Source organism: Pseudoxanthobacter sp. (assembly GCF_036822375.1).
Classification (GTDB): domain Bacteria; phylum Pseudomonadota; class Alphaproteobacteria; order Rhizobiales; family Segnochrobactraceae; genus Pseudoxanthobacter.
This window is the reverse complement of the sequence record NZ_DAISHT010000095.1, coordinates 1-12,743: the sequence shown is the minus strand read 5'-3', so window position 1 is coordinate 12,743 and position 12,743 is coordinate 1. Positions and strand designations below refer to the sequence as shown.

14 protein-coding genes are annotated in these 12,743 nt (G+C 69.1%); all 14 read right to left on the bottom strand.

Annotated elements, in window-relative coordinates; genetic code table 11:
* Nucleotides 1-1,165 (bottom strand): biotin carboxylase N-terminal domain-containing protein (locus V7067_RS10505; protein ID WP_334175851.1); only part of this gene is annotated, 1,165 nt, incomplete at its 3' end.
* A 189-nt stretch (nt 1,166-1,354) separates the two neighbouring features.
* Nucleotides 1,355-2,890 carry an acyl-CoA carboxylase subunit beta gene (locus V7067_RS10500; protein ID WP_334175850.1) on the bottom strand — a complete coding sequence of 512 codons (1,536 nt, stop codon included), beginning with the start codon at nt 2,888-2,890 and terminating at the stop codon, nt 1,355-1,357.
* Nucleotides 2,891-3,240: 350 nt separating this feature from the next.
* Nucleotides 3,241-3,681, bottom strand: coding sequence for a tellurite resistance TerB family protein (locus V7067_RS10495; RefSeq protein ID WP_334175849.1), 441 nt, complete (start codon nt 3,679-3,681; stop codon nt 3,241-3,243).
* An 83-nt stretch (nt 3,682-3,764) separates the two neighbouring features.
* Nucleotides 3,765-4,415: a nicotinate-nucleotide adenylyltransferase gene (locus V7067_RS10490; protein ID WP_334175848.1), complete on the bottom strand. Its 651-nt coding sequence runs from the start codon at nt 4,413-4,415 to the stop codon at nt 3,765-3,767.
* Nucleotides 4,416-4,433: 18 nt separating this feature from the next.
* On the bottom strand, nt 4,434-5,675 hold the full coding sequence (locus V7067_RS10485; RefSeq protein WP_334175852.1) for a glutamate-5-semialdehyde dehydrogenase: 1,242 nt from the start codon (nt 5,673-5,675) through the stop codon (nt 4,434-4,436).
* 89 nt (nt 5,676-5,764) lie between these two features.
* Nucleotides 5,765-6,955 (bottom strand): glutamate 5-kinase, encoded by a 1,191-nt coding sequence (gene proB / locus V7067_RS10480; protein ID WP_334175847.1) that lies wholly within the window; start codon nt 6,953-6,955, stop codon nt 5,765-5,767.
* Nucleotides 6,943-7,989, bottom strand: a complete 1,047-nt coding sequence (gene obgE / locus V7067_RS10475; protein WP_334175846.1) for a GTPase ObgE — start codon at nt 7,987-7,989, stop codon at nt 6,943-6,945. Before obgE ends, proB begins: the two co-directional genes overlap by 13 nt.
* Before the next feature lie 39 nt (nt 7,990-8,028).
* Entirely contained in the window at nt 8,029-8,610 is a 582-nt protein-coding gene (locus tag V7067_RS10470) for a GNAT family N-acetyltransferase (RefSeq protein ID WP_334175845.1), read from the bottom strand.
* Between the two features lie 8 nt (nt 8,611-8,618).
* Nucleotides 8,619-9,233, bottom strand: a complete 615-nt coding sequence (locus V7067_RS10465) for a GNAT family N-acetyltransferase (RefSeq protein ID WP_334175844.1) — start codon at nt 9,231-9,233, stop codon at nt 8,619-8,621.
* Between the two features lie 128 nt (nt 9,234-9,361).
* On the bottom strand, nt 9,362-9,631 hold the full coding sequence (gene rpmA / locus V7067_RS10460; protein WP_334175843.1) for a 50S ribosomal protein L27: 270 nt from the start codon (nt 9,629-9,631) through the stop codon (nt 9,362-9,364).
* 110 nt (nt 9,632-9,741) lie between these two features.
* A complete protein-coding gene (rplU, locus tag V7067_RS10455) occupies nt 9,742-10,056 on the bottom strand; it encodes a 50S ribosomal protein L21 (RefSeq protein WP_334175842.1) in 315 nt (104 codons plus the stop codon).
* Nucleotides 10,057-10,361: 305 nt separating this feature from the next.
* On the bottom strand, nt 10,362-11,345 hold the full coding sequence (locus V7067_RS10450; RefSeq protein ID WP_334175841.1) for an Hsp33 family molecular chaperone: 984 nt from the start codon (nt 11,343-11,345) through the stop codon (nt 10,362-10,364).
* A 2-nt stretch (nt 11,346-11,347) separates the two neighbouring features.
* Complete coding sequence (gene argF / locus V7067_RS10445) at nt 11,348-12,274, bottom strand: ornithine carbamoyltransferase (RefSeq protein WP_334175840.1); 927 nt, start codon at nt 12,272-12,274, stop codon at nt 11,348-11,350.
* A partial coding sequence (locus tag V7067_RS10440) for an aminotransferase class III-fold pyridoxal phosphate-dependent enzyme (RefSeq protein WP_334175839.1) occupies nt 12,271-12,743 on the bottom strand: 473 nt, incomplete at its 5' end. The genes argF and V7067_RS10440, both read right to left, overlap by 4 nt.

Sequence of the window (12,743 nt, the reverse complement as noted above, 5' to 3'; positions counted from 1 at the left end):
GATCGTAGTAGATCGAGATCTCGCCGCCTTCGTAGACGCCGGTGTCGTTGCGCACCGTGATGCCGTCGGTCGTGCCTTCCACCGGCGGGCGGTAGGTGACGAGACGGCCCGTGGAGGGCAGGAAGTTACGGGTCGGGTCTTCCGCATAGACGCGGCTCTCGATGGCCCAGCCATTGAGCTTCACGTCGTCCTGCGCGATCTGCAGCGCCTCGCCGTAGGCCACGCGGATCATCTGCTCGACAAGGTCGATGCCGGTGATCAGTTCGGTCACCGGGTGTTCCACCTGCAGACGGGTGTTCATCTCCAGGAAGTAGAACGAGCGGTCCTGACCGGCGACGAATTCCACCGTGCCGGCGGAGTCGTAACCCACGGCCTTGGCCAGCGACACCGCCTGCTCGCCCATCTTGCGGCGGGTTTCCTCATCGAGCAGCGGCGACGGGGCTTCCTCGATGACCTTCTGGTTGCGGCGCTGAATGGAGCACTCGCGCTCGCCGAGATAGATCACGTTGCCGTGCTTGTCGCCCAGCACCTGAATTTCGATGTGGCGCGGATCGGTGATGAACTTCTCGATGAAGACGCGGTCGTCGCCGAACGACGACTTCGCCTCCGAGCGGGCCCGCTCGAAGCCCTCGGCCACGCCGTTGGCGGAATAGGCAATGCGCATGCCCTTGCCGCCGCCGCCGGCCGACGCCTTGATCATGACCGGATAGCCGATCTCGTTGGCGATCTTCACCGCCGCCGTGGCATCCTCGATCACGCCGAGGAAGCCCGGAACGGTGGAAACGCCGGCGGCGTTGGCGGCCTTCTTGGATTCGATCTTGTCGCCCATCGCCTCGATGGCATGGGGGTTCGGACCGATGAAGACGATGCCGGCTTCCTTGAGCGCCTTGGCGAAGGCGGCCCGCTCCGACAGGAAGCCGTAGCCCGGGTGCACGGCCTCGGCGCCGGTCTTCTTGCAGGCGGCGATGATGCGCTCGATGATCAGATAGGACTCGGCCGCCGGGGCCGGGCCGATGTGCACGGCCTCGTCGGCCATGGCGACGTGCAGCGCATCCTTGTCGGCGTCGGAAAAGACGGCAACGGTCTTGATGCCCATCCGTCGCGCGGTCTTGATGACGCGGCAGGCGATCTCGCCGCGGTTGGCGATCAGGATCTTGGAGAACACGGGTTGCGGCCCTCGGTAGGCGTGGCCTCTAACGCACCGGCTTTTATGACGTTTCTGCCGGGGGAGGCCATGACCAGGATCAAACGGTTGAGGGGCGGAATGCGCCGGCCTGCGGCCGGTGGGCGCCCCTGGCGGGATCGGAGGAAGGCCGGGGCGCGGATGCGCGCGCCACCGGCCGGCAGCAACACCTCAGAGCGGGATGTTGTCGTGCTTGCGCCACGGAATGTCGGGGTTCTTGGACGCCAGCATCTTCAGCACGCGGGCCAGGCGCCAGCGGGTGGAGTGCGGCATGATCACCTCGTCGATGTAACCGCGCTCGGCCGCCACGAACGGCGACAGGAAGCGGTCCTCGTATTCCCTGGTGCGCTCGGCGATCTTCGCCGGATCGCCCATGTCCTGACGGAAGATGATCTCCACCGCGCCCTTGGCACCCATCACCGCGATCTGCGCGGTCGGCCAGGCGAAGTTGACATCGGCACCGATGTGCTTGGAAGCCATCACGTCATAGGCGCCGCCGAAGGCCTTGCGGGTGATGACCGTCACCATCGGAACGGTCGCCTGCGAATAGGCGAACAGCAGCTTGGCGCCGTGCTTGATGAGGCCGCCATATTCCTGCGCGGTGCCCGGCAGGAAGCCCGGGACGTCGACGAAGGTGACGATCGGGATGCCGAAGCAGTCGCAGAAGCGCACGAAGCGCGCCGCCTTGCGCGAGGCATCGGAATCGAGCACGCCGGCGAGCACCATCGGCTGGTTGGCGACGATGCCGATCGTCTTGCCCTCAAGCCGGATGAAGCCGGTCACGATGTTCTTGGCGAAGGATTCCTGAATCTCGAAGAAATCGCCCTCGTCGGCGACCTTCAGGATCAGTTCCTTGATGTCGTAGGGGGTGTTGGCGTTGCTCGGCACCAGCGTGTCGAGGCTGTCTTCCTGACGGCGGCCGTGATCTTCGGTCGGCCAGAACGGCACGCCCGACTGGTTGTGCTCCGGCAGGAAGTCGATCAGGCGGCGGACCTGCAGCAGGGCCTCCACGTCGTTGTCCCACGCGCCGTCGGCGATCGAGGACTTGCTGGTGTGCACCTTGGCGCCGCCCAGCTCTTCCGACGTCACGGTCTCGTTGGTGACGGTCTTCACCACGTCCGGGCCGGTCACGAACATGTAGGACGTGTCGCGGACCATGAAGATGAAGTCGGTCATGGCCGGAGAATACACGTCGCCGCCGGCGCACGGGCCCATGATGACGGAGATCTGCGGGATCACGCCCGAGGCCGCGACGTTGCGCTTGAACACCTCGCCATAGCCGCCGAGCGCCGCCACGCCTTCCTGAATGCGGGCGCCGCCGGCATCGAACAGGCCGATGATCGGGGCGCGCATCTTCAGCGCCATGTCCTGGATCTTGGCGATCTTGGCGGCATGCGTCTCCGACAGCGAGCCGCCGAAAACGGTGAAGTCCTTGGCGAACACGAAGACCTTGCGGCCGTTGATGGTGCCCCAGCCGGTCACCACGCCGTCAGCCGGGATCTTGTCCTGCTTGTCCATGCCGAAATCGACACAGCGATGCTGGACGAACATATCGAATTCTTCGAACGAATGATCGTCGAGCAGCAGGTCGAGGCGCTCACGGGCAGTGAGCTTGCCGCGCCGGTGCTGGGCGTCAATTCGCTTCTGTCCGCCACCAAGGCGGGCGCCCTGGCGTCGGGCCTCAAGCTGTTCGAGGATGTCTCTCATGGCCGGTCACCTGATCTCGCGCAACGGGAGCGCGGACGCTTTGCCGGGACGGCGGAGCGCCCAAATCCGGGCTGGTTTTGCAAATGGAACCCCCCCGCACAAGGATTGAAGCTGCTAACTGCATGTTAGCAAGCTTACGCAAATTCACAAATGCAGTGTAATTCCGTTGCGCAAAAGTGGGCGCCGCAACAAGAACTGGCAAAAAGAGGCCGGTTTTTATCGAGTTCCCGCCGGATCGGACGGTCGGGCCTTCGTTGCACCGCAGCAAATATGCGACGAAAGTTTACAAACCGCACCCGGGCGGGCTGCCCGGGTGCGACAACCGGATGCATCAGCCAAAAGTCGTAAAATTACAGCATCCGCAGGCGCACGCGCGCCGAACGCTCGATGGCAGCGCTTACAAGCGGATCGATTTCCAGACGGTCGCGAAGCAGTTCGAGGAATCGCAGTTCCTCCTGCTCCACGTCGAGATCGACGGCGGCAACCTCCACCGCCAGCGCATAGGCGGTCTCGCGCAGCGCTGGCGTCAGCGCATCGCGGATCACCTCCAGCACAAGGCCGAGGCCATTGTCGCTGCGCAGGATTTCGCCGCAGTCGCGCGCGGTTTCGATCAGCCGCTCGCTGTCATAATGCGAGAACACCGGCAGGCCGGCCACCAGATCGCCGATGGTGCCGAGTTCGATATCCGCCATGTCGCGGTCGACGGCGGCGATGCTGACCATGGTGTAGATCAGCGCTTCTTCCGGCGACACCGGAGCGGCAGTTTTTTCAGAACGGGGGGCGGTCGGCATCTCGGTTCCTCACTGACAAGGCGCATCGGCATCGGTACCCGGCGGGCGGCCTTGCACCCGCAGTGCACAAGAAAAGCTGCGTCTCAGCGCAGCGGCACGCGCAGGCTGCGGCCCGCCGCCGCACGGAGCGCCGACGACGACGAGGCATCGAGCGGCCCGTGCAGAAAGCACCAGGCCGGTGCCCGCCGGCCCGGCAGGGTGCGGGCCGCCTGCTCCGGCACACGGAAGCGGGCGAAGGCCCGCGCGGCCGGCGCGGCGAGGGCTGCGCGGGTCGCGCCCGGCCGGTCGACGACCGCCACCGGAAAGCACGCCATCAGCTGTCGCCAGTCGCGCCAGCGGTGCAGGCTGGCAAGGCTGTCGGCCCCCATGATCCAGACGAAGTGCACATCGGGATGACGGGCGGCAAGGAAGCGCAGCGTCTGGACAGAATAGCGGAAGCCCCGCGCCGCCTCGAAATCGGTGACCGCCATCGCCGCCCCGCCGCCGACCAGACCGGCGACCGCGGTGCGGCGGCTGCCCGCCGGCGGGGTTGCCCCCGGCACCTTCAGCGGGTTGCCCGGGGTCACCAGCCACCACACCTGCTGCAGGCCGAGCCGCCGCAGGGCGGTTTCCGCCACATGGCGATGGCCGGCGTGGGGCGGGTTGAACGAGCCGCCATAGAGCCCGATGCGCGCACCGGCGAAAGCCGGCGGCGGATTGCGGGCGGGGGCTGGGTCGGACCGCGGATCGGCCATGGGACGCCGGCCGGCCGTTCAGGGCCGCGTCTGGCCGTTGCCGTGGACGCGGTACTTGAAGCTCGTCAGCTGCTCGACGCCCACCGGGCCGCGCGCATGCATGCGCCCGGTGGCAATGCCGATTTCCGCCCCCATGCCGAATTCGCCGCCGTCGGCGAACTGCGTGGACGCGTTGTGCAGCACGATGGCGGAATCGACCTCGCGCTGGAAGCGGCCGGCCGCCGCCGCGTCGTCGGTCACGATGGCGTCGGTGTGGTGCGAGCCGTAGTGCTCGATGTGGGCGATGGCCGCATCGAGCCCGTCCACCACCGCCACGGAAATGACGGCATCGAGATATTCCGTCGACCAGTCGTCCTCGGTCGCCGGCTCGGCCGCCGGGAAGGCGGCGCACACCGCGGCATCGCCGCGGATGCGGCAGCCCGCCGCCGCCAGCGCCTGCAGCAGCGGCACCAGATGCGTGCCGGCCACGGCGCGGTCGACCAGCAGCGTTTCCGCCGCGCCGCAGATGCCGGTGCGGCGCATCTTGGCGTTGACCACGATAGCCTTTGCCATATCGAGATCGGCCGCCCGGTCGACGAAGACGTGGCAGATGCCCTCCAGATGGGCGAAGACCGGCACCCGCGCCTCTGCCTGCACCCGCGCCACGAGGCTCTTGCCGCCGCGCGGCACGATGACATCGACCGTGCCGCCGAGGCCCTGCAGCATCAGCCCCACCGCGGCCCGGTCGGCCACCGGCACAAGCTGCACCGCATCGCCCGGCAGCCCGGCATCCTCAAGGCCCTGCACGAGGCAGGCGTGGATGGCCAGCGAGGTCGCCAGCACGTCGGAACCGCCGCGCAGGATCACCGCATTGCCGGCCCGCAGGCACAGCCCGGCGGCATCCGCCGTCACGTTCGGCCGGCTCTCGTAGATCACGCCGATGACGCCGAGCGGGGTCCGGACGCGCTCGATCTTCAGCCCGTTCGGCCGCTCCCATGCCGCAATCACGGTGCCGACCGGATCGGGCAGCCCGGCAATCGCCTCCAGCGCGGCCGCAATCGCCTCCAGACGGGCCGGGTCCAGCGTGCCGCGGTCGATGAACGAGGCGATCTGGCCGTGGGCCTTCATGGCCGCGACATCGGCGGCGTTGGCCGCCAGAATGGCGGCGGCCCCGGCCCGCACGCGGACGGCCATGGCCTTCAGCGCCGCCGCTCGGGCGGCATCGGAACTCAGCGCCAGCACGCGGGCGGCGGCGCGGGCGCGCCGGCCGATCCCGTCCATCAGCGCCGGCAGGGCGCCGGCGGCGTCACCGGCAGCCGCGGCGCGGGGGGCGGTTTCGGTCAGCATCGTGAGGTCTCTCCCCGAGAAAATCAGATTTCCAGTGCCGCCGCCGTGCCGAGGGCGGCCAGTGCCACATCGTCGAGCGCCAGATCGTCGCGATGGATCATCTCCGCCCGGCCGGCAAAGCCCAGCAGTTCCGCGATCTCATGGCTGGAATGGCGCATGATGCTGGCGGCCTGATCGGCATCGTAGGCCACCAGCCCGCGCCCGATCTCGCGCCCGGTCTCCGACATCACCCGCACCGCATCGCCGCGGCTGAAGCTGCCGTCCACCGCCACCACGCCGGCCGGCAGCAGGCTGCGCCCGGCCGCCAGCGCCGCGACGGCACCGGCATCGACCGTCAGCGTACCGTGGGTATCGAGCGAACCGGCGATCCATGTCTTGCGCGCCTGGGTCGGCGTCGCATGGGCATCGAACCAGGTGAAGCGTGCCCCGCGGTCGATTGCCGACAGCGGCGCCAGCGTCTTGCCCGATGCGATCACCATGGCGGTGCCGGCCGAAACCGCAATTCTGGCGGCATCGATCTTGGTCTTCATGCCCCCGCGGGAAAATTCCGAAGCCGCCGCGCCGGCCATGGCCTCGATTTCCGGGGTGATCCGTTCCACGACCGGAATGTGCCGCGCAGCCGGGTCGTGGGCCGGCGGCGCCGTATAGAGGCCGTCGATATCCGACAGCAGCACCAGCAGGTCGGCGCTCGCCATGGTGGCGACGCGGGCCGCCAGACGGTCGTTGTCGCCGTAGCGGATTTCGCTGGTCGCAACCGCGTCGTTCTCGTTGATGACGGGAACGGCCCCCAGCCGCAGCAGGGTGGCAAGCGTGCTGCGGGCGTTGAGGTAGCGACGCCGCTCCTCGGTGTCACCCAGCGTCAGAAGCACCTGCGCGGCAACCAGGCCGCGCTGGGCCAGCGCCTCGCTCCACGCCCGCGCCAGCGCGATCTGCCCGACGGAGGCGGCGGCCTGCGCCTGCTCCAGCTTCAGCGCCCCGCGCGGCAGCTTGAGCACACCGCGGCCAAGCGCGATGGCGCCCGACGAAACCACGATCACCTCGGTGCCGCCGCGCGTCAGCGCCGCGATATCGTCGGCAAGGCTCGCCAGCCACTCCCTGCGCAGCCGGCCCGCGCCGGCGCCGTTCTCAACCAGCAGCGCCGAGCCGACCTTGACGACCAGACGGCGGGCCGCACCGACCCGGCGATCCGCCACCACGGGGTTCAGGGACGCCACGGCTCATCCTCCGGCGCCGGAACGGTGTTCATGCCGCCGCCCTCGCGGCTGCCGTCGATGGTGCGCCACAGCGCCCGCAGCGCCTGTTCCACGCCCTCGCGGCTGAGGGCGGAAATCGCCAGCGGACGGCGGCCGCAGGCCGCACCCAGTGCCGCCAGCTTTTCCGCGCGCAGCTCCTCGCTGAGGGAATCGATCTTCGTCAGCGCCACGATCTCCGGCTTCTCGTCGAGCCCGCCGCCATAAGCGGCAAGCTCTTCGCGCACCACGCCATAGGCCTCCGCAACGTCTTCCTGCGTGCCGTCGACGAGGTGCAGCAGCACGCGGCAGCGCTCCACATGGCCGAGGAAGCGGTGGCCGAGGCCGACGCCCTCGCTCGCCCCCTCGATCAGGCCCGGAATGTCGGCCATCACGAATTCATGGCTGTCGACGCGCACCACCCCGAGGTTCGGGTGCAGGGTGGTGAAAGGATAGTCGGCAATCTTCGGCTTCGCCGCCGTCACCGCCGCAAGGAACGTGGACTTGCCGGCATTGGGCAGCCCGACGACACCGGCCTCGGCGATGAGCTTGAGGCGCAGCCAGATCCACTTCTCCTCGCCCTCAAGGCCGGGATTGGCGCGGCGCGGCGCCTGATTGGTGGAGGTCTTGAAATGCGCGTTGCCGAAGCCGCCGTTACCGCCGCGTCCAAGACACACCCGCTCGCCCACCTTCGTCAGGTCGGCAATGAGGGTCTCGCCGTCTTCCTCAAGGATCTGCGTGCCGGCCGGCACCCGCAACACCACATCCTGCCCCTTGGCGCCGGAGCGGTTGCGGCCCATGCCGTGCACGCCGGTCTGGGCGCGGAAATGCTGCTGGTAGCGATAGTCGATCAGGGTGTTGAGGCCGTCGACGCACTCCACCCACACATCGCCGCCGCGTCCGCCGTCGCCGCCATCGGGCCCGCCGAACTCGATGAACTTCTCGCGGCGGAACGACACGCACCCGGCGCCGCCGTCGCCGGAGCGAATGTAAACCTTGGCCTGATCGAGAAATTTCATGGGTCTTCAGACTTTTGCAAGCAGCGCCGCGGGTGCCTTTCAGGCCGGCAGCAGGCCGATCTCTTCAAGCCGCGCCCGCGTCAGCATGGTGTCGATATGCGCGACCTTGGCCCCGCGCGCAAGGCAGAACACGTCGGACCGGCCGACGATCTCGAAGCCCAGCCGCGCCTGAACGCCAAGCGAGGCAGGGTTGTCGTGAAAGGCGCCGCTGCGCACCGCCGTCACGCCCAGACGGGCGAAGGCAAAGGTCAGCAGCGCACGCCCGGCCTCGGTGGCATAGCCGCGGCCCCAGCGGTTGCGGGCGATCCAGTAGCCGAGTTCCGGCGCCGGCTCGAACAGGCTGACCGGCGAGAACGACAGGCTGACGACGCCGCACAGGCCGGCCCCGTCCGTCACGACGCGGTGGAAGCCGCGCCGGGCGGCGTGATCGGCCGCCGCACCCGCAACCCATGCGGCCGCGTCGGCCTGCTCATAGGGCCACGGCACGCGGGCCAGCATGCGCACGATGGCGGCATCGTCGATGGCCTCGAACAGCGCCCCGGCATCGTCCGCCACCGGCGGGCGCAGCGCCAGCCGCGGCGTGGCGATGATATCATGCGACCAGTCGGGTGCCGTCGTCATCGCCCCCGTCATGGCCGCACCCCGCCGGCATGGCCCGGCAGGCCGGCACCGGCCCACGCCTTGATCGCCACCCACGAGCGCCGTTCCAGCCGATAGCGTTCGACCGCCATCATGCCGCCCAGCGCCCGCGACTGCTTCAGCCCCGTGCCGGCCCACTGGAACCCGCACTTTTCGATGACGCGGCGCGAGGCGGCGTTCGTCACCCGGCAGGCCGCCCACACCGCCACCGGCCGGTGGACGCGGAACAGATGGTCGATGAGCCCCTGTGCGGCCTCCGTGCCGAGGCCGGAGCCCCAGAACGGTTCGCCGATCCAGCAGCCGATCTCCGGCTCTGCGCTGTCCTCCTGCCGGGCAGCCCCGGCGCCGCCGACAAGCCGGCCGGTCCGGTCGCGCAGCAGGAAGGCCGCCTCCCCTGCCGACAGCGCCCCGCAGCGCGCGATCCATGCCTCGGCATCGGACCGGCGGTAGGGATGCGGCATCATGGAGATGTTCGCAGCCACCTTCGGGTTGTCGGCCAGGCGGGCGAGCTCCGCGGCATCGCTCATGGCGGGGCGGCAGAACTTCAGCCGCCGGGTCGAGGGACTTTCATCGTCCTCGTCGCAAGGGTCGCCTGCATCCGTCATCGCAGGGGTCTCCGGTCCGAAATAACACGAGGGGGGATCGGCTTCCCGTCCCCCCTCGGTATTCAGAACCGCATGTTCCGCACCCGGGCCGGACGAGACCGGCGCAGGCGGAAACCCATGCCGGATGATTATTCAGCAGCCTCGGCCGTCGGGACGACCGAGATATAGGTGCGGCCATTGGCCTTGGCCTGGAAGGACACGGTGCCCTCGGCTACGGCGAAGATGGTGTGGTCGGTGCCGATGCCGACGCCGGCGCCGGGATGCCACTTGGTGCCGCGCTGACGCACGATGATGTTGCCCGGGATGACCTTCTCGCCACCGAACTTCTTCACGCCGAGACGGCGACCAGCGGAATCGCGGCCGTTACGGGACGAACCGCCTGCCTTTTTGTGAGCCATGGGGGCTCTCCTATGTTCTGACCGGCCGAAGCCGGTATCGGGTCACAAGGATCCGGGCCTGTCGTCTTCCCGGCGCAGGGCGCCGGGGCGGCCGCGGAGCTGAAAACGGATCAGGCGGCGTTGATGCCGGTGATGCGCACCACGGTCACGCGCTGGCGGTGTCCGTTGCGGCGACGCGAATTCTGGCGGCGGCGCTTCTTGAACACGATCACCGTGTCGTTCTTGGCCTGCTCCACCACCTCGGCGGTGACGGAGGCACCGGCCACGAGCGGGGCACCGACGGTGGTGCCGGCCTCGCCGCCGACGAGCAGAACCTCGCCGAAGGTCACGGTTTCGCCGGCAGCCGCTTCGAGCTTCTCGACGGTGAGCTTGTCGCCGGCCGCAACGCGGTACTGCTTGCCGCCGGTCTTGATGACTGCGAACATCTGTTCAGCCTTCAGTTTCTGGCTTTGCGACCGGCCCCCGACGCCACATGGCGTTGCCGGCCCGCAAAGCACGGGTTTCGCGCCCTTCGGCGCCGCAGGCCGCTCTTCCGGGGAGGCCGGAGGAGCTGCCGGCAGACTTTGGGGACGGACGCAGCGTGGCTCGCAGGCACGCCGCGCCCCGAAAGCCTCGGGCAGCGCGTTTGGCGGCGCTGTGCGGCGCCGCCTTTTCGGAACGCGCGGACTATAATGATCCGCACGGTCGAGTCAATTGTCACGACCCGCCAAAACCGCCGGCTGCCGCCGTTTCAGGCCTTAGCCGGGAAGCGGTAGACGGTGGAGCAGAACTCGCAGGTGACGACGATCTCGCCATCCACGGTCATCTCCTCCCGCTCCTCGTCGGTGAAGCTGTTGAGCACGCCCTCCACCTTCGCGGCCGAGCAGCGGCAGCGGTCGGACAGCGGCCGGGGATCGTAGACCCGGACGCCGCGTTCGTGGAACAGGCGGAACAGCAGCCGCTCGGGCGACAGGTCCGGGTCGGTCAGCTCGTGGTCCTCGATGGTCTCCGCGAGGGCCTGCGCCTCCACCCACGCATCGTCGTCGTCGGCATCGCTGCCGGCCGCGCCGCCCTGCGGATCGTCACCGGGGGACAGGTCGCGATGGGCGATGCGCTCGCCCGCCTCGGGCATGAACTGCACCATCAGCCCGCCGGCCCGCCAGCCGTGATGCGGCGCCTCGCCGGGGCGGCGGCTCATCACCTCCGCCACGGCCAGCCGCACCCGCGTCGGGATCTGTTCCGACTGGGCAAAATACTGGTGCGCCACCTCTTCGAGGCTGGCGCCTTCCAGCGCCACGATGCCCTGATAGCGCTGGGTGTGGGCGCCCTGATCGACCGTCATCGCCAGATGGCCGCGGCCGAGCAGCACGCCCGGTTCGGCCGTGGCTCCGGCCTGCGCCACGCGCTCCGCATCGAAGCGGGCATAGGCGCGCAGACGGTCCGGGGTCTCGAAATCGACCACCAGCATGTCCACCGGACCATCGGTGGAGGTCTGCAGGGTGAAACGGCCCTCGAACTTCAGCGCCGTGCCGAGCAGGGCGGTGAGCACGATGGCCTCGCCCAGCAGCCGGGCGACCGGGGCCGGATAGGCGTGGCGCGACAGGATCGCATCCACCACCGGCCCGAGCAGCGCCACGCGGCCGCGCACGTCGAGCGCTTCCACCGCAAACGGCAGCACGCTGTCGGCCGGCGCCGGCCCCTGCCCGCCCTCCGGCACGATCGCCTCTTCCGCCATGCTCAGAAGCCCTCCAGACGCAGGCACCACGCCAGCACGCTCTTCTGGGCATGCAGGCGGTTTTCGGCCTCGTCGAACACCACCGACTGCGGCCCGTCCATGACGGAGGTGGTCACCTCCTCGTCGCGGTGGGCCGGCAGGCAGTGCATGAAGATGGCATCCTTCGCCGCCGCCGCCATCAGCCGGTCGTTGACCTGATAGGGGGCGAGCAGGTTCTGCCGGCGCTCGCGCTCCTTGTCGCCCATCGACACCCAGGTGTCGGTGATGACGCAGGAGACGCCGTCCGCTGCCTCGAACGGATCGGTGGTGACGAGCACCTTCGCACCCTTCGCCTGCGCCGCCGCAATCAGCGCCGGATCGGGCGAAAGCTCCGGCGGGCAGGCCATGCGCATTTCGAAGCCGAAATGCACGGCGGCATGAACCCACGAGGCCATGACGTTGTTGGCATCGCCGACCCACGCCACCTTGTGGCCGGCGATCGGGCCGAGATGCTCCTCGAAGGTCTGCAGATCCGCCATCACCTGACAGGGATGCGACAGCTTGGTGAGGCCGTTGATGACCGGAACGGTGGCATTCGCCGCCAGTTCCTCCAGCGCGGCATGATCCAGCACGCGGATCATGATCGCATCGACATAGCGCGACAGCACGCGGGCCGTGTCGGCGATGGTCTCGCCGCGGCCGAGCTGCATTTCCGCGCCCGTCAGCATGATCGTCTCGCCGCCCAGCTCGCGCATGGCGATGTCGAACGACACGCGGGTACGCGTCGACGGCCGCTCGAACACCATGGCGAGGAAACGACCGGCGAGCGGGCCGGAGACGCTGCGGCTCGCCCTGCGCTCCGCCTTGAGGCGGCGGGCGTTGTCGAGGATGTGGCGCAGATCGGAGGTCGCGATCTGATCGAGATCGAGGAAATGCCGCAGCGCGCTCATGACTTGCGCTCCTTCGCACCCGCCTCGGCCGCCTTCGCGACAGCCTTTTCGGCCGCCGCCAGCTCGCTCGCCTCAAGGGCGGCCTCGATGCGGGTTGCCGCCGCCTCCAGCCGCCCGATGGCGGCATCCACTTCCGCCTCGCGCACGATCAGCGGCGGCAGCAGGCGCACGGTGTTGTCGCCGGCGCCGATGCCGATCAGGCCCTCGGCACGCATGGCGGTGATGACGGTGGCCGACGGCACATGGCAGCGCAGGCCCAGCAGCAGGCCCTCGCCGCGCACCAGATCGAACACCTGCGGGTGGCTGTCGACGAGGCCGGCGAGCTTCTGCTTCAGAAGCAGGCCGATGCGGTTGACCTCGTCGAGAAAGCCCGGCTCCAGAATGACGTCGAGCACCGCAAGACCCACCGCGCAGGCCAGCGGATTGCCGCCGAAGGTGGTGCCGTGGCTGCCCGGCGTCATGCCGGCGC

Coding starts and splice junctions, on each gene's coding strand:
- V7067_RS10500 (WP_334175850.1), bottom strand. CDS start 2,890: ATGAGAGACATCCTCGAACAGCTTGAGGCCCGACGCCAGGGCGCCCGC.
- V7067_RS10495 (WP_334175849.1), bottom strand. CDS start 3,681: ATGCCGACCGCCCCCCGTTCTGAAAAAACTGCCGCTCCGGTGTCGCCG.
- V7067_RS10490 (WP_334175848.1), bottom strand. CDS start 4,415: ATGGCCGATCCGCGGTCCGACCCAGCCCCCGCCCGCAATCCGCCGCCG.
- V7067_RS10485 (WP_334175852.1), bottom strand. CDS start 5,675: ATGGACGGGATCGGCCGGCGCGCCCGCGCCGCCGCCCGCGTGCTGGCG.
- obgE (WP_334175846.1), bottom strand. CDS start 7,989: ATGAAATTTCTCGATCAGGCCAAGGTTTACATTCGCTCCGGCGACGGC.
- V7067_RS10470 (WP_334175845.1), bottom strand. CDS start 8,610: ATGACGACGGCACCCGACTGGTCGCATGATATCATCGCCACGCCGCGG.
- V7067_RS10465 (WP_334175844.1), bottom strand. CDS start 9,233: ATGACGGATGCAGGCGACCCTTGCGACGAGGACGATGAAAGTCCCTCG.
- rpmA (WP_334175843.1), bottom strand. CDS start 9,631: ATGGCTCACAAAAAGGCAGGCGGTTCGTCCCGTAACGGCCGCGATTCC.
- rplU (WP_334175842.1), bottom strand. CDS start 10,056: ATGTTCGCAGTCATCAAGACCGGCGGCAAGCAGTACCGCGTTGCGGCC.
- V7067_RS10450 (WP_334175841.1), bottom strand. CDS start 11,345: ATGGCGGAAGAGGCGATCGTGCCGGAGGGCGGGCAGGGGCCGGCGCCG.
- argF (WP_334175840.1), bottom strand. CDS start 12,274: ATGAGCGCGCTGCGGCATTTCCTCGATCTCGATCAGATCGCGACCTCC.